This window comes from Leptolyngbya sp. FACHB-1624 (assembly GCF_047649235.1).
In the GTDB taxonomy this organism is placed as follows: Bacteria; Cyanobacteriota; Cyanobacteriia; order Leptolyngbyales; family Leptolyngbyaceae; genus Leptolyngbya; species Leptolyngbya boryana.
Genome location: NZ_CP180258.1, coordinates 5675002 through 5691665, shown reverse-complemented (window position 1 = coordinate 5691665; position 16664 = coordinate 5675002). Strand labels below are relative to the sequence as shown.

The following is a 16664-nucleotide window of genomic DNA, read 5'->3' as shown; positions in this document are numbered from 1 at the left end:
CCGATTCCGAAACAGCATAGCGTGTGAGGTAATTGTGAAATGATGCTGAACTTAGACCGTCCACTAGCTTTCATTGATTTAGAGACAACTGGAAAAGATGTCAGCAACGATCGTATCGTGCAGATCGCAGTGCTGAAAGTCTTCCCTGACGGCAGTGAGGAGATGCGGAGTAAGAAGATTAATCCAACAATCCCTATCTCTCCAGAAGCTTCAAAAGTTCATGGAATCGTTGATGCAGATGTCATAAATGCACCAATCTTTAGCCAGATCGCTACAAGTGTAGCAACCTATCTTGAGGATAGCGACCTGGCAGGGTACAACTCGAATAAATTCGATATTCCCCTTCTTATGGCTGAGTTCGAGCGCGCTGATGTAGAGTTCAAGCTTGAGGGCAGACGTTGCATTGATGTTCAGGAGATCTTCTTCAAAATGCAACCCCGCACGTTACAGGCTGCATATCAGTTCTACTGCAATCAACGTCTAGAAAATGCTCATGACGCTGAAGCTGATATTCGTGCAACTTATGAAGTATTGAAGGCTCAAATACAGCGTTATGAGGAGACAGGATTTATTGAGGCAGATGGAAGTCAATCTTTTCCTATCAAAAATAATGTGCAGGTTCTGAGCGAGTTCACACCATTCAACTTTCTCGATCCTGAGAAAAAGGTAGTTTATGACGAACAACAGAGGATTATTTTTAACTTTGGCAAGCATAAGGGGAAAGTTCTAGTTGAAGTATTCAAGGATGATCCTGGCTACTATGACTGGCTAATGAGTACAGATTTTCCGGTATCGTCTAAACGAGTCTTTGAAAGAGAGTTCAAAGCTTTGAGTTAATTCAAATTCCATTCATTCCATCTACTACCATGACAGTTACTTTCCCAGACCTGCAATCTACTCTCAGTGAATGCCTGCCTGACAACCTACAGCTTCAAGTGAAGACAATGGGCAGTCAGCTATCGATTATGATCAACCGACCGCAGAATGAAGCTGAAGTAGATTACCAGGCTATCTCTGATACTTTGTTGACCAAACTACGATCGCTCAATTTGCCTAACGTCAATTCAGTCAAACTGTACGGCAGAATGGCAAACACTCAGAAAATTGAATGGCAGTTAAATCAGACGCTTGAGGCTTCTAATCCTGCTGCAAATTCTGCGATCGCGAGTCCTCCGAATGCCGCAAATCCCACGATATCTCATAAGCCGAAGACCAAGTTTCAGACTTACTTAGAGCAATTCAGCCATTACTCGAATGTCATCAGTGCAGCTTCTTTGTTGGGACTGTTAGCCCTGCTTGGTTTCAATACACTAGCAGGTCAGAAAACTCAAGCAGCAGTGTATGAGTACAAGATCGAGAGCGTGAACGATTTGATTTTCACTGAAACGATGAACACGATGGGTAGTCAAGGATGGGAATTGGTGTTCGCTCGTCGCGCCAAGGACTCCTCAACTGATGATTTCGCCTATGAAATTATTCTCAAACGAGTGAAGAAGTAGAGACTAGATAAATACAAGGAAAATAGCTATGAGTTTTACGGATTCAAGATCTCGCTTCCACCGATTTGCAGTAACTAGTATTCTCACGCTGAATACTTTCGTGTTCTTAAATGCTCCTACTTCACTCAAGTCAGAAGAGATTCGTGACTGTACGACCTCGATCGCTGCGGCTCAAACTCAAATTGAAACAGGACGAGAAGTGGAAGTCATGGTTAGAGTCCAAAACCTTGCTGAACTCTACCCTGATCATCCTGAGAATCGTCCGATGAGCTACCTCTTTATTTTGAAGGGAGGCTCAAATAGAGCAATCATGAGATCACCTCAATTTCACAAATCGATCGCGAGAAGCATCATCCAAAATTGCAGTTCTGTAAGTGCAGTCATTTTCGGTGCTTGGGGTACAGGTTGGCAGGAATCAACAGGTCTGTTCCCTGACGGGCGCATAGAGGAGTTTGAATGCTTGGAGTATTTAGGACCTGGTAGAAAACTTACCTGGGGACAGGAATACTGTAGTCTTTGAAGTCACGCATCATAATTCAATCTCCCATATGAACCTCAAAACAATCATTCTTCCGATTGCTACAATTCTCACCGGAGCCATCACGCTTCTCAGTGGAACAGTACAGGCTCAAGAAGTCCCGCTCCTGAAACAGAAAATGCCCTACTCAGAAGCGAGAGCGATTCTAATTAACGCAGGATGGCAAGCCATCGAAATTCCTATCATGCAACGAGGCGATCGCTACTTTGGTGCGATGGAGTACATTATCAAAGACCTTGGCTACAACGAGGTCGTAAACTGCTCAGGGACAGGGTTAGGGCTGTGCCGATTTGAATTTGCGGCAGCAGATGGACGTAAATTGATCGTGTCAACTGCCAGCAATAATCGACGGGCTGAGAAACCAGTTGTGCTATACCGATGGATGGTTGAGAAAGGCGAGCCGCAATCTTCAGCACCTAAACCTGGACTCAGAGCGCAGAATCCATCTGATAAATGTACGACAGCTTTGGGAAATGCTCGTAGGCGGATTGAAACGGGTCGAGCAGTCCAAGTCGTTGAAATCACCAGCCGCGATATCTCAAATTATCCTGATGCTCCATCGGGTCGTCCAACCCATCGTTATCTGCTTATGAAAGGAGCGGCGACAACTTCGGTGTTGAATTCAGGGCAATTCATGAAAGCGATCGCGACTGACATCATTCAAAGCTGTAACTCGACAGGAATGGTGACGTTTGCCCTAGCAAACTCTGGAAATGCCGTCACCTATGGAATCTTTCCAGGTGGAAGAGTTGACGGTTTCGAGTGTTTGGAACCTGGAATAGGCGCGAAGAAGCCAGTGTGGGGAGAAATCTACTGCACATAGAAGCTTTCATCTTGTAAGCCTTGAACTGCGATCGTAACTTCCAAAAATTGAGGTGCATCTAATGAAACGATATCCGCTGATTCTGCAAGCGCTGTCTAAGTTTTGTGATGAAAATCAACTGACCCAAAAGACGAAAGAAACTCACGTTAGCGATGCGAATCGCATTCTTGAATCGGTGATTGCAGGATTGCCCGAAGAAGAGATTCTGAATCTCATGGCACAGCAAGGATTTGAGGTCGAGAAGTCCTCTTATCCTAGTGTGATCAGAATCCTCAAAGGGCTAGTTGAGCAGCGTCCTAGAGGTTAAGGCTATGTCTATCAATGATGCTCACAATGCAAGTAATTTCGACTTCAATCCAGATGATCTCGATACTGATACTGGAAGTGGTGGTATTGTCCCGATCGGAGGGGAGCTACCCTACAACATCCAAATCTCGACTAGCAAACTTCTTGATATTCTGACCTCCTTATCGCCAGGATTTCAGCAGCTTAGTGCCTCAGCAAAGAGAGAATGGAGAACCAAACTCAAAAACAAGCTCTATCCTTGGACACGTCCCGGTTTCTATAAAAAACTAAATGAAGCTTTGCATTTAGGATATGCAGGACAACCAGGCGGACATGGGAAACAGCATTACTGGCGTTTGTTTTATGACGATCGACTAAGAGATCGTTTAGAGCCTTACATCTCACCAGAGCAACCAGGGGGTGGTGGTGGAGAAAAGCTGATTGAATGGGGAGGGCTGCAGTTCCGCTCAGAAGCAGAACTGAGAATTGCTAAAATCCTTGACCAAGAAGAGGTTCTATTCTTTGCTAACGCTCGTGGTCGAGTCGGTTTGCTAGATGCGCCTGTCAGCAATAATCAATCCAATGGTCGAGTAGAAGCGGACTTCATGCTGTTTCATAAGGGCAGATGTCTCATTCTTGAAGTTGATGGACAGCATCATCTTGAGGGAGGACAGACGGTTAGAGATTATGCAAGAGATCGGATGCTGCTCCGCGCAGGATTGCCCACGATTCGATTCACTGGAAGGGATTGTCTCGATCGTCCTCAAGCAGTTGTGGCTGAGTGTTTGTCGATTTTGCAGTCGCGATCGTCATGAGGAAACCAATCCGCCACCACTATAAGCGTCCCTACCCTCGTCGTCCTATTCCTCACTGGCTTGGATTCCTTCCAAGCTTGGTAGTGCTTATATTGATAAGTTTCCTTTACTCCCATAAAGACGGATTTCACCTTGATAATGGTTCTGGTGGTGCAGACTGGAGGATTGGAAAGCCTCAAGCTACGATGTGGAACGCTAGTCCTCCTCGAAAACTTCCAGAATTAAGAGCTTTTGCGCTGAAACTCATTAACCGCGATCGACAAATCAATGGCTTATCTCCCCTAGTTGAAGATCCATTGCTGGCGCAAGCTGCTCAGCTTCATGCTGAAGATATGAAAACTCGAAACTACTACAATCACGTTACTCCTGAAGGAAAAACACCAACAGATCGATTTGCTGCAATTGGGGGTCAGGGTGGAGTTGGAGAGAATATCATGTTTCAGCCTGGAAGTTTTGGATCTGACTCAACGCTGAATTGGGCACTGATTGAGAAGTTCCAGAAAGTTTGGATGTATAGCAATGGACATCGTAAGAATTTGCTTACTGCTTCTTATACAAAAGTTGGATATGGTATTGTTTCAGACTCCTCAAGTGGCAAAATGTACGCAGTGCAGAAGTTTCAATAGTAGTGCCGATCTCTAGTAGATTGAGAAACTTTAACCAAGATGACCTTGAATTTTCTAATCGTTGATACTGAAACGACTGGCTTAGCTTTTGCCAAAGGTCATGAACTCGTGCCGGATGAGTTTGCAGTTATAGTTCGCTTACAATTCGGACATCTCCCTGTAAACATCGAGTGATAGTTCAATGATGCTAGTTGCTCCTCTCTCATCCAACCCTGAATAGGATTAATCACTAACCCACCTATATCTAAGCGGCGGCTTCTAGTTCCCATAACTTAGGTAAGAAAGAGTGCTTGGTCTTTAGTTCAGGTATATTTCTGCAAACCTCAGAAGTGCAAGTTAAGTAATCCCAGATGAAAACACCAGCTAGAATGGCAACTGCTAACTACCAGATGTGAATATGTCGCTCAACTTGTGGCAGCAATTTTGTTGTGATTACGAGATAAGAGAAACGGGAGTTCCGTTATTTAATGCTCATGGAAATATTGTCAAAACAATGCCTTATGGTCAGAAGGGACGGCTGTTACTTCAACGTTCCGTTGAGATGGAAGCCCTGATAATTGATGAAGTCAGTAAGGTAGTGCGCGACTTTGAGCAGGGTGAAAACGTTTATGAGGGACTAATTTACATGATGTTCTGGCAAAACGATCATCATGTAATTCCTCTTTACATAGGAAAATCTGAGAAATATGGTAAGCAAGATAGCAACTTGTCTGTCAACATCAAGAATATTGCTGGTAACAAGCACAAGTTTTGTCGATGGGGCAATGGGTATGACTATCACATTGGCGATTTAAGTGCGGTTGTATGCCCTGGGCATCAAAAGATGGCTCCAAAATATAAGAAGTGGGCATCGAAACTGTTTGAGTCTTTTCCCTCTTCTGAGCCAGTCCTGAAACATAAAACTTATTTTTGGATTCATGCTTGGAAAACAGGAACAGTGGGTGTTTGGAAGGATTTTGGCTCTACTCCTTTGACTTCGTTAGAATATCAACTTATTGCGATCGCGAGTGCGGCATTTCCTGAATATCTCCTGAATGCGGAGGGCGTAAATCGCCGATGAGGAAGTACAATCATCTTGCTCTGATCTCGTGTGTTGATAAGAAAAGTACGGAACCCAGTGCTGCCAAAGACTTGTATCAATCCAATTGGTTTCTGAAGGCAAGAACGTATGTTGAACAGCAAGAATGGAACTGGTGCATTCTCTCAGCAAAATATGGGTTGTTACATCAAGATGCGATCATAGAGCCTTATGAACGAACGTTAAACTCTCTGTCAGCAGATCAGCGTAGGCAATGGTCAGAAAAGGTATTTGATCAGATTCTTCAAACCCATTCAAATGCGAAATTGATTCATATGTTTGCTGGTAAGCATTACAGGCAGTATTTAGTTCCTCTTCTCAAGGAAGCTGGATATATAGTCGAAGTCCCTTTAGAAGGATTTGGAATCGGTCAGCAGCTATCTTGGTTCAAATCGCATATCTTGAACTATGGTCATATTCCACACGATTTCTAAATCGTATTGAGACAGGGATACCTTGGAAATTTCTGTCGTCTTAGCTCAGCAAGTCACTGATCATAAAGCCGTTTAGCAACGAGAGCATTCAGCCAGCGCTCATGGTTCCGATCTACTTTTCGATCCGAGGTTTGCCACACCTTCATTATCTCTAAGACAGGATGAGCGCTAATTACCTTGCTAAATCGATCCTCATCAAAATCGTTAAAGAATCGCCCTTCGTGCCACCGTTCCCCACTTCCCAGTTTGAATGATAGATACCAAATTCCATTCGGTTTCAGTGCCTTCTCAAATCGCTGAAACACTGAATAGATTTGGTCTGATGGAACATGCAGCAATGATGCACATGCCCAAATTCCATCAAAGCAAGTGTCAAAAGTCATTTCATTGAATGACATCCATAAAGTCTGATGTCCTGTAAATTCTGAACTGAGAGCTACCATTGCTTCAGCCGCATCGATCGCAGTTACCGTATAGCCGAGTTCGAGAAATGCTTTGGTGTCTCGCCCTGAGCCACAGCCTGCATCAAGAATATGTGTGCTAGGGGGTAGCAACTTTAGAAATGGCTCGTATAGCTCCTTCATATTAATATCGACAGTCTGATCAAAGAAAGATTGCGATCGCTGATTGTAATAATCAAACATCATATTCAGAATGCAGGGGGATATTCACATTCTGGCTGCCACGTGTGAATTAAGAGCCGCTTCGCCTCGTTGTAGTGAGTTTGAAGAAATGATCGTCGCTGTGACTCATTATTGCCAGTTTGTGCGATTAGGGTTTCTCGTAGTGGGTGAAGACTGTCGATCAAGAACTCATTGCGCCGATGCAACCTTTTTAGAAGATGCAGTGCAGGTATACGATCAAACTTGCCTTGCTGCCCTCGGTTACAGGTTTGGCAAGCCAGAACGAGGTTCCAAACTCCATTGATATTAGGAATTGCATCTGTGCGAGTCATCAAAGCATAAGGGAAAAAGTGATCTACATCTGCCAAGTCGGGCGAACCCTCAAGAATTGATATGTCACTAAAGCAGTAGAAGCATTTTCCTTTTTGATACCCATTTAGGGCACTACGGCAGGATGTGACAGATTTGCGTCGCATGATGAGTGTTTTAGGAACACGCACTTCACTATTTTTTCCATATTCAACATCGACTAAATGAGTTGCTAAATCTAGCTGCCATGCAGTTTCAACCAAACACCAACGCGCTTCCACTTCATTCGGCAAGTTCTGAGATTGATAGCGTTCCAGAAGCTGGAACAAATTATCGCTGATATCAATTCCTTTGCTGCCTTGTCTTTGCCCATGAAAAAATCGTTTTGGAATATCGTCAGTCCCAACAATGTGAAACGCATCAATGACATTCTGAAATCCGTAGGTTACTGTTGCCTCAATCAGCTCTTGTCGAGTCAAACTTCCTTGGTTGAAACAACGACAGGCTTGTAGAAATTTGCTCGATTGGCTAGTTCCTTGCTTGTCGCATTGTTTAAGATGCTCGGAAATATTTTGAGAAAATGGAAACGCTAGTTCTTCCCAAGTGATGAAGGATTGTCCTGATGGAGCAAGATCAAGTAGAGCCTTTGCTAATGCGAATTTATAGGTTGCAGAATTGCGACCAAAGAGGATGATGGAGCGCCAATGATCCTCAAGTGTTGGAGTGATGCTAGTAAATTCAATCATACTCAATAATTCTTTCGAGTTTAGCTCATTAATTACTATTCGGCTTGCATCATCTTTTGATAAAACTCCAGCTTCAAAGAATCAATTTCACCCTGCATGTCTTCAGCAGAAGTTAACCCTTCCTGATGCGATCTCAATAGGTCATACAAAGTTGAGAGCGCATTACCCTCGACAATTCCCTTGAGGATGAGATAGTCAATTTCTTCTACAAAGTTCATGCTTCCACCTCAACTCGTCACTAACTGAGCTAGTTTCTTGATCTGTCGCTCCAGACTCGCCACCCGTTTCATCAGCGACTCAACAGAATCGAGGTCAGTCCGATCGAGATATTGCCCGATCGCTTCCTTCAAAATCTGACTCTCGGTTTTGCCTGTCTCGTGACAAATACCTTCGATCTGATCTTTCCAAGCATGGGGAATTCTAGCCCCGACCATCGGCTGTTGACCTTTACTCATCTCAGTCTCGTTACTGTAATTGTTTACAGCGAAAACAGGGTTAACCGTTTGTGGTTAGAGTTCCCAGGTTGAAAAGTAGAGTCGCGATCGTTAACTCAGCTAACCGAGTTGACCCTTATGGGGTCAGTCGTAACAAGATGAGAGCTATTCTCAATAAAAGGCAATTTTTTTGAGCAGTTTCTGGACTCTACGAAAGAATGGGAGTTTCAGGCGATAAACTGGTCATAGAACAACTCTTTTATGACTAGTTCAATTTTTAGCCATGCCAAAGTCGAAACGAGTTCTAGATGGGGGTCGATCTCGCAGACTGCCCAACCCAAAATTTCGCAGTCGAGAACATCTGCTACCGAATGAAGTTGATTCCTTGTTAGAAGCTGCCAAAGACCAAAGCCGCTATCCCGATCGCGATTACGCTCTGATCCTCATGATGTTTCGTCACGGATTGAGAGCGGTCGAAGCTGCAATGTTGGAATGGCGAGATGTCGATCTGCACCACGATAATATTTACATTCGACGAGTGAAGGGGAGTCGATCCGGAGTGCATCCCCTAGAACCGGATGAGCGGGAAGCTATTCTGAAGATTCGACAGACTGATCTGTTTCAGATTTTTGTGAATGAACGAAAGCGATCGTTTCTTATTCCTGCTACCGTTCCAGGTCGAGCAGACAAAGCGACGGGGATTTCTCGTATTGTGGAACGCATCGGTGAAGCAGCAAATTTGGGAATCAAGGTTCATGCTCATATGCTGAGACATTCATGCGGCTACTGGTTAGCAAATGAAGGACATGACACTCGATTGATTCAAGATTATTTGGGTCATAAAAACATTCAGCATACGGTGAAGTACACAACGCTGAATCCAGAGCGGTTTAAAGAAATTCGGTGGAAGAAGTAAGGTGAACATTCAGCACCCGACGAGATAAACGCTGCGAATCCTGCTCGGTGTGATCGCATTAATTGGCAGGTGATGGAGATGAAGTGAAATCAGCCTGCTTTCCGATAACTTCCTGATCTCACAACATCGACACTCGAATACTAAAATCATTGTCACGCAAAGTTTTGCCTCATCGGTAATCTATTGGGAGTGCTGCAACTTTGAGCAAAGTTGCAGCACTCTCAGCGCCTTACTGAATTTCGTGGATGTAGTTGTGGTTTGCGGCACAAGTGAAGCTATGCGGGAACCATGCCGAGGTGCGCGGAGATCCGTAACCTCTACCAGTGTCGTCCTTGTACTCGACAGCAGTGGAGGTGACGACAACGCCAGTCGCCGCATTATTTAGCGTTTGGCTTGACCAAGTTTCAGTTTCGTTCGGGGTCAGGACTTTGTTAACTAGCCCTTCGGTATACACTGTGCTACCACCGACTTTGTACAGAAATCGAAGCACTTTGATTGAAGCTCCCTTCTTATTTGTTACCTTCACACTGGGTTGGCATTTGACCCCGGCTGCGGTAGCTGGCGACGTAGCGCCGAATGGCACTGTAGCGCCAAACATGACAGCCAGCGTCATAGTGAGTGCGACTAGTACACGGCGATGGGTAGCGTTTTGGAGCGGATCAACTCTGAATTGCGTGTTGCAGATAGCCATGAATCTTTCTCCTTCTGGTACTAGATGTTGTTGACAACTGGATAGTGACTAGGACGAAACAGCCCACCCAAAGAAGGCTCCAGATAACAAAGGATTGAGCCTTTTAGATAGATCCTGTCTCGTCTGATGTTGCTACCCAATAACCTACACGGCGGGCTTCTGACTTTTATGCAGCGAAGCCAATGACGATATCCGAAATCTTGTTCTGCAACTTACGCCCGTCTCTGGAGAATATATCGCTAGAAGTTGAGGTCAATAAGAATTTTCATAACCTCAAACGTCAAGTCTCTACTACCTGAGTTGAAATTCCTACGATTCCATCACTCTCCATCTGTCCCACCACATACACATCAATCTCAACCTCACCCACTCGATAAACCTTGATATCAGTAAGGTTGTCTTTGAGTGCAGACAACAGAGATCGATACTTTTCAGCCGTTTCTTTCTCTTCATCCCCAAACCAATCCTGCTCAGTCACAACTGGCTCGAAGAATGTCTCTAATTCCAATTCTTCAACGAGTGTATCTGCTTCATGATGCGTTTGTTCTAGAAGCTGTTTAGGAGTCTCGATCGCACTGCAATCCTGCCAGCAAAATACCTGAATCGGTGCATCAGTCTCACTCATCCACGTTAGATTCTCTGTGAGTTTTTGGAACGTCGCCACGAGTTCAGAAGTCTGATTATTTTTTTGCATAGTTTGATACATATCCTCGTACAATGCTGGTGAAAACCATTGCTCTGAGAGAGTTTCAGATGTTTACCAATGTGTTCCAGAAGACAAAGATCAGAAAGCAGACATACTATTGGATCTTCAGTATTTTAATCTTCTCGCTCATCGTAATTCATAGCGGCGTTTCACAAGCCCGAAATAATGGCAGCATTCATCTGATCATGGGGACTCCCAGTTCTGCAACACCTGATCCCACGAACGAAGATGATTACTTGATGCTAAAACGCCAATATGCGCTCTCCTACAACAACAGCAAGCGAATCGCGAATTGGGTGAGCTGGCAATTGAATAAATCGTGGATTGGAAGTGTCGATCGCTGTTCTAGTTTCAGACCTGATCCTGACCTGCCGAAGAATTTTGTTGCCGTGCGACCCAATGACTACGCTGGAAGTGGTTTCTCAAGAGGGCACATGACACGATCGGGCGATCGATCAGCAAACCAAACCGACAATTGCGCGACTTTCTTCATGACTAACATTCTGCCGCAGACTCAAGATAATAATGGTGGTCCGTGGTTGGAACTCGAAAACCTATCGCAAGATTTAGCACGAGCAGGAAAAGAACTCTATATCATTGCAGGTGGACACGGTGAAGGTGGAACGGGTACGAAGGGATTTGCCACTGAGATCGGAAAAAGTAAAGTGTCTGTTCCAGCAACATTGTGGAAAGTCGTTGTAGTTGTCGATCGTCCTGGCTTAGGAAATCGTGGCGTAACTGAGAAGACTCGCGTGATTGCGGTGAACATGCCGAATGTGACGGGCATTCAGAGAAAGAGCTATAAAGATTATCTAACGACGGTAGATGAGCTTGAAAAGCTGACAGGATATGACTTTCTTTCGGATGTGCCGGAAGACATTCAGAAAGTGATTGAAGCGAAGGAAGATAAGTGAGCTTCTCGGCTTCCGAAGCCAGCATCTATCTCAGTAGTCTATCAAACGTGATTAAGGGCTGATGGAGATATCAGAATTGCGTTCCAGAACAAGAGTTAAAGAATGTAATCCTTGCTCTGGAACTCCTCATCACCAAAATTTACACTCAGAAAGCAGTCAGAAATTTTTATTACTATTCATGAAAACTTTGCCTCTAGATTGAGTAACTCAACCTCTTGAAAATCAAGCTTTTTTCCTTCTCGATGAACTGTCCCAGTCACACTTTGATCCTCTTTTAGAATTCCATCAATTGAGTCTGTAGGAAGTTCTTGTTTCTCAAGTCGCTCCTGAATTCTACGTCGCAGTGCTCGAAATGCTTGCTTGGTAATTGGTCCGAAAATGCCATCGATTTGACCGTTGTAAAGTCCTTCTTGCTTTAGGCGAGTTTGGGCTTCTTGCACCGAAGGTAAATCTGATTCGCGGGTATAGCTGCTCAATAAATGCTCCAGCCAGGTTGAATTGATCAATGATTCAAGTTTTTGCTGTTGCTGCTGGATGAACTGTTCATCGATCAATCCGAATTCGTGCGCTAAGATGTGGTCAACTTCATCGATCAGAAAGTCAAGCAATGGATCTTTCTGTGCCTGCTCCAAAATTTCCTGAACTCGGTTTACTTCTGTATCATTTAACCTTTGCTGACATTCCAGCTTGTAGTACTCTTGAAGTACAGCCAGATGTTTCTGTGATTCTTGAATGAAGCTGTCCATAGTTTTTTCCTGCTGCGCGTTACTAAGACAAGACAATTCCAGCACCGCTACCTTGTTCAAAAGCGAATGAAGCTTCGAGTTCTGGCTCCTAATAATTTAGGCTCAAACCCTAGAAAATGAGGGTAATGGTGATAGCGATTGTATCGCCTCCATACATAAGGTGTTAGAAGGTCGAAGAATGTGACACCCATCCACTCTAAAATTTTCGACTACAAATTTTTATCTAGCTGAGAACCGTAAAAGCCAATAGTTGCCGTCACGCAAAATGTCACAGTTTTAGATTAAAGAACACTAAATTTATGAAGCCCTCACATTAGAACCCTTATGAATGACTCAGAAAAGGATTGTCAAAGAAGAGCGCTTGATGAAGTGATGGATCAGATTCTTAACCAAGATAGTCCACATGCTTACTCGATCATTACGACGGTGAGGCGTTATATTCAGCAATTTGAGCTAGACTCTCATACTGAACCTGCTGACATATTACATGAGGCTTATTTAAGAGGATTGAAAGCAACCGATCAAGGAACTCGAATTATTAGCTGTAGAGCCTGGATCAAAGGAACGGCTCGTTACATTGTCTATGAGCGCTCTCGACAGCGAAGCAGAGAACTTCCGACTGATCCACAAGCAGCGGTTCTGGATACATTATCTGAATCTGATAATTGCTGCGAAGAGAGCTGCGATCGCAATATTGCAATTTTTCTGCAAGCGCTTGAGATACACAGAGCCAAGAATCCAAAAGTTGCAGAATTAATGGATTGGCGATTTTTAGAGGAGTTATCTTGGTCTGCGATTCGGAAACGTCTCCTTGAGCGCGATGGTGAAGCGCCTAGCGAAGAAGCTTTACGCCAGAAGGCAACTCGTGCCAAACGCGAATTGCGCCGTTTATTTCACGAATTAGGTGGCGAGTATGAGCCGCTTCGCCGACACTAAAGGATGTTTCCCCTAACCCCTCATCTATACAAGACAAGGGGTTAATGTAAAGTTTAATCTTTTTTGATCAGCAGTTCGATGAAGCGGTTGATCTGCTCCATCAGGCGGACGCTGTGAGAAAAGACTTGAACAGTGCTGTATAAGCACAGCCAGACCGTAATGAAGATCAAGGTTAGAGAACTAATCTCATCTAAAGTTTTGAGTGTAGCAGGGTCAAGGAGAACGGTATTTTGGTCTATGCTGCTGCTAATTGAAGTAGGAGATACAGCCGTGCTTGAATCATCGAGCAAGGTGAAGTCATTCATGGCAAGTCCTATATTAGGGCTACAGTCTTTCCGCCTAGGAACGCTAAGAACTTGTGATCATTTCACTATCACTATTAACTTAGAGGTTATTTGTTTACGCTAAACTGTGTTGTTCTGAGTATTAGTGCAATAGACCTAGATTTAGTGACTAAATTAGTTTAATTTGTGTGATTTACACGGTAAGTTTTTGGTTTATAAATGTTTGTTTTGGAAAAATATTAAACTCGTCAAGCATTAGCTCAGGTATTCACCTTAAATGTGTCACACTATTTCTCCTTCATTCACTTATTAGGTGTAGATATCATTTACGATTAGGAGCCTTTCCCATGTTGTACTGGCTTTATTCTGTGCCTAATACGTTAGAAGTCGATAATGAAGGAACTGTTGTAGATGTTCTCGATGGAGGTGAAGAATGGCAAATTGCCTTTCAAGCAACTTATTGGACTGCGCGATCATATCGTCCTCTCGCGCTTAATCTCGGCGATCATGTCCGAGTTGTGGGACGCTGTAACAACACCTTGTTGATTGAAGCAATCTAAAAGCCTTTTGAAATTCTCACACTAACTCCCACTGAGAAAAACGAATGACTCGAAAGACTGCAATTGTTTCTACAGCTAGATACGAAGTTTAAATTCTCGCGGTTAGCTGGTTCTTATCCTTGCACCCATTACCAGCGATGCAGCTCTCAATCTCATTTCTTGCAGGTTTGCTTCTTTTAGCAGCCTGTTCTGCTCCGCCTCAAAATACTGCGTTGCCTTCGGCTAGTGAAACTACCGCTCCCTCTCCTTCCGAAACTCCCTCATCGCTTCCAACGCCCGTCACACTTTCCCCGACCCCCTCGATCGAGAAGCCGAGTCCAACCGTTCCATCCTTAAGCGATCGGCAAGTAACACTCACCGCTCAAGATCCAAACGCTCAAATTAATGTCCGTGAAGATGCAAGTACTCGTTCTACTGCTCAGCATTATGGTGTTGTGGGCGATGTCGTTCAAGTTTTGAGCGAGAAACAAGGAGATGACGGTCAGACCTGGTATCAAGTCAAATTCCCATCTGGGGCAACAGGTTGGGTAAATGGTCAATTTGTGGCGATCGCTGGAAAGAGTTCAACAGAATCATCGCCAGCCGTGTCACCTTCTCCCACTTCTGAAGGGCTGAACCCAATTCGAGAGCCTGTGTCTGGAAGTTGTGAATGTCCTTACGATACCGATAAACGAGGTCGAAGCTGTGGGAGAAGATCAGCCTATTCTCGTCCGGGTGGGTCTGCACCTGCTTGTTATAAATAGCGATCGCTCTCAATTTTGGAGAAATCTAGCATTGAGTTACCATACGCTTATTACGTCAAATCCTTGTTCAGAGCTATATGCAATCAGGCAGTGAGAACAATATTAACGCCCAATTGGTCGAATCTCTTGTCCAGGCGATTCGATCGCTCTCTCCTGCTGAGCAAGTCTTGTTAGAAGAGAAGCTATGGGCATCGATCCCTGAGCCTTCCACTTTGGAATTAATGCAACTCGCTGAACAGGGTGGAGCTTTTGATTTTTGGCATGATGAACCAGATCTTTACACGCTAGAAGATGGCGAACCTATCGAATAATGGATGTTGAAGCTAGGGCGCACAATCCGCTTATTCTCGTCTGTATGAGGCTGCATCTGCTTGTTATTAGGTAGAACCTGGAAACAATTCGATCTCAACTCTCCTATTGAAAAAGCCACAATCATGATCGCGATTGCGGCTTCTCCTCTACATCCCTAAATTATTTGCTAGGCACAATGAACTTGCTTTCAATTGAAATCAACACCGACGGAATTACAGCCCAAGAGTCTATCGAATTCTTGGTTGCATAGTTCATACTAAAGTCGCGATTTCTCCCATTGGGTGTACTTCTCTTCATCGAACTTTTGCGAGAAGGGATTTGATCCGCTTGTCCAGCTTTCCCATTCAAATGTCATGATATCCCATTCTTTTGCCTTGCTCTTTTCCTTGAGCAAGGATGCAATAACCCTGTCTATCATAGAGTCCGGCACACAAAAATCTTTCAGAAAAGGATCAACTTGATGTTTATTCAGGCTTCCGTAGTCATAGTGCTTGTTTTCTTGCTGTTTTGGCTGGTAGTCCGTTAAGAACTTGCCTGTGATTATGTTACTTTGAGAGGCTACCGCTTGTAGTTCTGTGTATCTTTGAAAATCAGTCTTCTCTTCCACGTCTTGAATCTTCACTTCATTTATGCCTTCACTAAAGCTTCGCTTCTCTACATAAGTGTCGATGCTATCAATAAATGCCTCTTCGTTTATGTAGAGATGTAGTTCGGGGGCTAAAAGAAAAGGCTTGCCAGCATGAGCTTCGAGCGTCACAATCTCTCCTGCAATTTGTCCAATGGATGTCTTTGCATGATAAGGGCATGGAAAAGATGGATCAGCTTTGTACTCAAGTATGACTTTTCGAGTCTGCTTCAAGGCTTCATTCTGATGCAGTTCCTTATATTGTGATTGTGTAATACTGTCTTTTCCTTCCAAAAATCTAGCAACTAGAACACTGATCCGCTTCGTGAATAATCTCAATGCAAACTTTGAACAGTCATTCGGAATTTCATTGCTGAATATCAGGACTCCTAGTGTTTGATCCATCTCGCTCAGTAGCTGTGGTACATTATTTACTTCTTTTATGTTTTTTATGTTTTTGTATTGCTCAGCCAGGCTAAATCGCTTAAGGGCATTTGGATCTTGTGCCAGAAAACTGTCGCGTAGATCGTAAATTAAACCAGTAATCTCATCGCGCCATTTACTAATTTGTTGACTTAGCTTAGACTGGCTGTTTGCTAGACCAAAATCTTTGATCATTCCATAAATCTGATTTGCCACATTAGTAAAGACTAGCAAATCATTAAGGTTCCTTGGCTCTTTGATGTGATCTTGCACTAAGCGATGAGCTTTCTCTTTATCTGTGCCTATGAATGATAGCACTCCGTTAAAATGCTCTTTCAGTTTGGCTGCTTTTTCTTCAATCTTTACTGGCTCAAGTTTCTTGTCAGCTTGTGTCGAATACATGATGAATTCTCCTTATGATTGTGGTTCTTAAATGAACAACCTTTTAGCACCATGCAGAAGATGCAGCAAAAATAATCCCAGAGCTATGTCTAGTCCCAAAAATGAACTTGCTGCTGTGGAGATTGTGTAAAGGTATGCTCAATCAGTTGTCTTTGAGAAACTCAACAAAATGGGGTAGATTCGGCAAAATTAGAGC

At 43.8% G+C, this 16664-nt stretch carries 25 protein-coding genes; 16 read left to right on the top strand and 9 right to left on the bottom strand.

Translation table 11 applies throughout. The features are described 5' to 3' along the window. Window positions 1-39 precede the first annotated feature (39 nt). The 10 genes from ACMUEV_RS27060 (at window position 40) to ACMUEV_RS27015 (ending at window position 6098) form a co-directional block, all read left to right on the top strand. The gene (locus tag ACMUEV_RS27060) at window positions 40-837 is read left to right on the top strand and encodes a 3'-5' exonuclease (RefSeq protein WP_190653836.1); all 798 of its coding nucleotides are present in this window, start codon (window positions 40-42) and stop codon (window positions 835-837) included. 29 nt (window positions 838-866) lie between these two features. After that, complete coding sequence (locus tag ACMUEV_RS27055) at window positions 867-1499, top strand: hypothetical protein (RefSeq protein ID WP_190653835.1); 633 nt, start codon at window positions 867-869, stop codon at window positions 1497-1499. 28 nt (window positions 1500-1527) lie between these two features. After that, window positions 1528-2019: a hypothetical protein gene (locus ACMUEV_RS27050; RefSeq protein WP_190653834.1), complete on the top strand. Its 492-nt coding sequence runs from the start codon at window positions 1528-1530 to the stop codon at window positions 2017-2019. A 28-nt stretch (window positions 2020-2047) separates the two neighbouring features. Further along, window positions 2048-2860, top strand: coding sequence for a hypothetical protein (locus ACMUEV_RS27045; RefSeq protein ID WP_190653833.1), 813 nt, complete (start codon window positions 2048-2050; stop codon window positions 2858-2860). A gap of 61 nt (window positions 2861-2921) precedes the next feature. Further along, the gene (locus ACMUEV_RS27040) at window positions 2922-3167 is read left to right on the top strand and encodes a hypothetical protein (protein ID WP_190653832.1); all 246 of its coding nucleotides are present in this window, start codon (window positions 2922-2924) and stop codon (window positions 3165-3167) included. A gap of 4 nt (window positions 3168-3171) precedes the next feature. Next, a complete protein-coding gene (locus ACMUEV_RS27035) occupies window positions 3172-3960 on the top strand; it encodes an endonuclease domain-containing protein (RefSeq protein WP_190653831.1) in 789 nt (262 codons plus the stop codon). A gap of 185 nt (window positions 3961-4145) precedes the next feature. Further along, a complete protein-coding gene (locus ACMUEV_RS27030; protein WP_242044941.1) occupies window positions 4146-4586 on the top strand; it encodes a CAP domain-containing protein in 441 nt (146 codons plus the stop codon). Window positions 4587-4625: 39 nt separating this feature from the next. After that, window positions 4626-4760: a hypothetical protein gene (locus ACMUEV_RS27025; RefSeq protein ID WP_277880480.1), complete on the top strand. Its 135-nt coding sequence runs from the start codon at window positions 4626-4628 to the stop codon at window positions 4758-4760. 223 nt (window positions 4761-4983) lie between these two features. Further along, entirely contained in the window at window positions 4984-5646 is a 663-nt protein-coding gene (locus ACMUEV_RS27020; protein WP_190653829.1) for a hypothetical protein, read from the top strand. Beyond that, the gene (locus ACMUEV_RS27015) at window positions 5643-6098 is read left to right on the top strand and encodes a DUF6884 domain-containing protein (protein ID WP_190653828.1); all 456 of its coding nucleotides are present in this window, start codon (window positions 5643-5645) and stop codon (window positions 6096-6098) included. The genes ACMUEV_RS27020 and ACMUEV_RS27015 overlap by 4 nt, the downstream gene beginning before the upstream one ends. Window positions 6099-6151: 53 nt before the next feature. On the opposite strand, the gene ACMUEV_RS27010 is transcribed toward ACMUEV_RS27015, so the two are convergent. From ACMUEV_RS27010 to ACMUEV_RS26995, 4 genes are read right to left on the bottom strand one after another with little or no spacing between them, the layout of a single operon-like run. After that, entirely contained in the window at window positions 6152-6745 is a 594-nt protein-coding gene (locus ACMUEV_RS27010; RefSeq protein ID WP_190653827.1) for a class I SAM-dependent methyltransferase, read from the bottom strand. 2 nt (window positions 6746-6747) lie between these two features. Continuing rightward, window positions 6748-7776 (bottom strand): HNH endonuclease domain-containing protein, encoded by a 1029-nt coding sequence (locus ACMUEV_RS27005; protein WP_190653826.1) that lies wholly within the window; start codon window positions 7774-7776, stop codon window positions 6748-6750. Between the two features lie 35 nt (window positions 7777-7811). Next, on the bottom strand, window positions 7812-7994 hold the full coding sequence (locus tag ACMUEV_RS27000) for a hypothetical protein (RefSeq protein WP_190653825.1): 183 nt from the start codon (window positions 7992-7994) through the stop codon (window positions 7812-7814). A gap of 9 nt (window positions 7995-8003) precedes the next feature. After that, window positions 8004-8231 carry a hypothetical protein gene (locus tag ACMUEV_RS26995; protein ID WP_190653824.1) on the bottom strand — a complete coding sequence of 76 codons (228 nt, stop codon included), beginning with the start codon at window positions 8229-8231 and terminating at the stop codon, window positions 8004-8006. 262 nt (window positions 8232-8493) lie between these two features. Between ACMUEV_RS26995 and ACMUEV_RS26990 the strand changes: the two genes are divergently transcribed. Further along, a complete protein-coding gene (locus ACMUEV_RS26990) occupies window positions 8494-9126 on the top strand; it encodes a tyrosine-type recombinase/integrase (RefSeq protein ID WP_190653823.1) in 633 nt (210 codons plus the stop codon). A gap of 229 nt (window positions 9127-9355) precedes the next feature. On the opposite strand, the gene ACMUEV_RS26985 is transcribed toward ACMUEV_RS26990, so the two are convergent. Continuing rightward, the gene (locus tag ACMUEV_RS26985; protein ID WP_190653822.1) at window positions 9356-9817 is read right to left on the bottom strand and encodes a hypothetical protein; all 462 of its coding nucleotides are present in this window, start codon (window positions 9815-9817) and stop codon (window positions 9356-9358) included. 280 nt (window positions 9818-10097) lie between these two features. Next, window positions 10098-10511, bottom strand: coding sequence for a nuclease A inhibitor family protein (locus tag ACMUEV_RS26980; protein ID WP_190653821.1), 414 nt, complete (start codon window positions 10509-10511; stop codon window positions 10098-10100). 23 nt (window positions 10512-10534) lie between these two features. On the opposite strand from ACMUEV_RS26980, the gene ACMUEV_RS26975 reads away from it, so the two are divergent. Continuing rightward, complete coding sequence (locus ACMUEV_RS26975; protein ID WP_190653820.1) at window positions 10535-11437, top strand: DNA/RNA non-specific endonuclease; 903 nt, start codon at window positions 10535-10537, stop codon at window positions 11435-11437. A gap of 176 nt (window positions 11438-11613) precedes the next feature. On the opposite strand, the gene ACMUEV_RS26970 is transcribed toward ACMUEV_RS26975, so the two are convergent. Beyond that, a complete protein-coding gene (locus ACMUEV_RS26970; protein ID WP_190653819.1) occupies window positions 11614-12183 on the bottom strand; it encodes a peptidoglycan-binding domain-containing protein in 570 nt (189 codons plus the stop codon). 324 nt (window positions 12184-12507) lie between these two features. Here ACMUEV_RS26970 and ACMUEV_RS26965 point away from each other — a divergent pair, with 324 nt between their 5' ends. After that, window positions 12508-13119, top strand: a complete 612-nt coding sequence (locus tag ACMUEV_RS26965; protein WP_190653818.1) for an RNA polymerase sigma factor — start codon at window positions 12508-12510, stop codon at window positions 13117-13119. 53 nt (window positions 13120-13172) lie between these two features. On the opposite strand, the gene ACMUEV_RS26960 is transcribed toward ACMUEV_RS26965, so the two are convergent. Further along, window positions 13173-13424: a hypothetical protein gene (locus ACMUEV_RS26960; RefSeq protein ID WP_190653817.1), complete on the bottom strand. Its 252-nt coding sequence runs from the start codon at window positions 13422-13424 to the stop codon at window positions 13173-13175. Window positions 13425-13750: 326 nt separating this feature from the next. On the opposite strand from ACMUEV_RS26960, the gene ACMUEV_RS26955 reads away from it, so the two are divergent. The 3 genes from ACMUEV_RS26955 to ACMUEV_RS26945 all read left to right on the top strand — a co-directional run bounded on the left by ACMUEV_RS26955 (window position 13751) and on the right by ACMUEV_RS26945 (window position 15017). Continuing rightward, window positions 13751-13963, top strand: coding sequence for an NfeD family protein (locus ACMUEV_RS26955; protein ID WP_190653816.1), 213 nt, complete (start codon window positions 13751-13753; stop codon window positions 13961-13963). Window positions 13964-14100: 137 nt separating this feature from the next. Further along, window positions 14101-14706 (top strand): SH3 domain-containing protein, encoded by a 606-nt coding sequence (locus tag ACMUEV_RS26950; RefSeq protein ID WP_190653815.1) that lies wholly within the window; start codon window positions 14101-14103, stop codon window positions 14704-14706. A 77-nt stretch (window positions 14707-14783) separates the two neighbouring features. Then, window positions 14784-15017 carry a hypothetical protein gene (locus ACMUEV_RS26945; RefSeq protein ID WP_199329764.1) on the top strand — a complete coding sequence of 78 codons (234 nt, stop codon included), beginning with the start codon at window positions 14784-14786 and terminating at the stop codon, window positions 15015-15017. A 257-nt stretch (window positions 15018-15274) separates the two neighbouring features. Here ACMUEV_RS26945 and ACMUEV_RS26940 read toward each other — a convergent pair whose 3' ends face one another. Beyond that, entirely contained in the window at window positions 15275-16468 is a 1194-nt protein-coding gene (locus tag ACMUEV_RS26940; protein WP_190653814.1) for a hypothetical protein, read from the bottom strand. Between the last annotated feature and the right edge of the window lie 196 nt (window positions 16469-16664).

Coding starts and splice junctions, on each gene's coding strand:
- ACMUEV_RS27060 (WP_190653836.1), top strand. CDS start 40: ATGATGCTGAACTTAGACCGTCCACTAGCTTTCATTGATTTAGAGACA.
- ACMUEV_RS27055 (WP_190653835.1), top strand. CDS start 867: ATGACAGTTACTTTCCCAGACCTGCAATCTACTCTCAGTGAATGCCTG.
- ACMUEV_RS27050 (WP_190653834.1), top strand. CDS start 1,528: ATGAGTTTTACGGATTCAAGATCTCGCTTCCACCGATTTGCAGTAACT.
- ACMUEV_RS27045 (WP_190653833.1), top strand. CDS start 2,048: ATGAACCTCAAAACAATCATTCTTCCGATTGCTACAATTCTCACCGGA.
- ACMUEV_RS27040 (WP_190653832.1), top strand. CDS start 2,922: ATGAAACGATATCCGCTGATTCTGCAAGCGCTGTCTAAGTTTTGTGAT.
- ACMUEV_RS27035 (WP_190653831.1), top strand. CDS start 3,172: ATGTCTATCAATGATGCTCACAATGCAAGTAATTTCGACTTCAATCCA.
- ACMUEV_RS27030 (WP_242044941.1), top strand. CDS start 4,146: ATGTGGAACGCTAGTCCTCCTCGAAAACTTCCAGAATTAAGAGCTTTT.
- ACMUEV_RS27025 (WP_277880480.1), top strand. CDS start 4,626: ATGACCTTGAATTTTCTAATCGTTGATACTGAAACGACTGGCTTAGCT.
- ACMUEV_RS27020 (WP_190653829.1), top strand. CDS start 4,984: ATGTCGCTCAACTTGTGGCAGCAATTTTGTTGTGATTACGAGATAAGA.
- ACMUEV_RS27015 (WP_190653828.1), top strand. CDS start 5,643: ATGAGGAAGTACAATCATCTTGCTCTGATCTCGTGTGTTGATAAGAAA.
- ACMUEV_RS27010 (WP_190653827.1), bottom strand. CDS start 6,745: ATGATGTTTGATTATTACAATCAGCGATCGCAATCTTTCTTTGATCAG.
- ACMUEV_RS27005 (WP_190653826.1), bottom strand. CDS start 7,776: ATGATTGAATTTACTAGCATCACTCCAACACTTGAGGATCATTGGCGC.
- ACMUEV_RS27000 (WP_190653825.1), bottom strand. CDS start 7,994: ATGAACTTTGTAGAAGAAATTGACTATCTCATCCTCAAGGGAATTGTC.
- ACMUEV_RS26995 (WP_190653824.1), bottom strand. CDS start 8,231: ATGAGTAAAGGTCAACAGCCGATGGTCGGGGCTAGAATTCCCCATGCT.
- ACMUEV_RS26990 (WP_190653823.1), top strand. CDS start 8,494: ATGCCAAAGTCGAAACGAGTTCTAGATGGGGGTCGATCTCGCAGACTG.
- ACMUEV_RS26985 (WP_190653822.1), bottom strand. CDS start 9,817: ATGGCTATCTGCAACACGCAATTCAGAGTTGATCCGCTCCAAAACGCT.
- ACMUEV_RS26980 (WP_190653821.1), bottom strand. CDS start 10,511: ATGCAAAAAAATAATCAGACTTCTGAACTCGTGGCGACGTTCCAAAAA.
- ACMUEV_RS26975 (WP_190653820.1), top strand. CDS start 10,535: ATGCTGGTGAAAACCATTGCTCTGAGAGAGTTTCAGATGTTTACCAAT.
- ACMUEV_RS26970 (WP_190653819.1), bottom strand. CDS start 12,183: ATGGACAGCTTCATTCAAGAATCACAGAAACATCTGGCTGTACTTCAA.
- ACMUEV_RS26965 (WP_190653818.1), top strand. CDS start 12,508: ATGAATGACTCAGAAAAGGATTGTCAAAGAAGAGCGCTTGATGAAGTG.
- ACMUEV_RS26960 (WP_190653817.1), bottom strand. CDS start 13,424: ATGAATGACTTCACCTTGCTCGATGATTCAAGCACGGCTGTATCTCCT.
- ACMUEV_RS26955 (WP_190653816.1), top strand. CDS start 13,751: ATGTTGTACTGGCTTTATTCTGTGCCTAATACGTTAGAAGTCGATAAT.
- ACMUEV_RS26950 (WP_190653815.1), top strand. CDS start 14,101: ATGCAGCTCTCAATCTCATTTCTTGCAGGTTTGCTTCTTTTAGCAGCC.
- ACMUEV_RS26945 (WP_199329764.1), top strand. CDS start 14,784: ATGCAATCAGGCAGTGAGAACAATATTAACGCCCAATTGGTCGAATCT.
- ACMUEV_RS26940 (WP_190653814.1), bottom strand. CDS start 16,468: ATGTATTCGACACAAGCTGACAAGAAACTTGAGCCAGTAAAGATTGAA.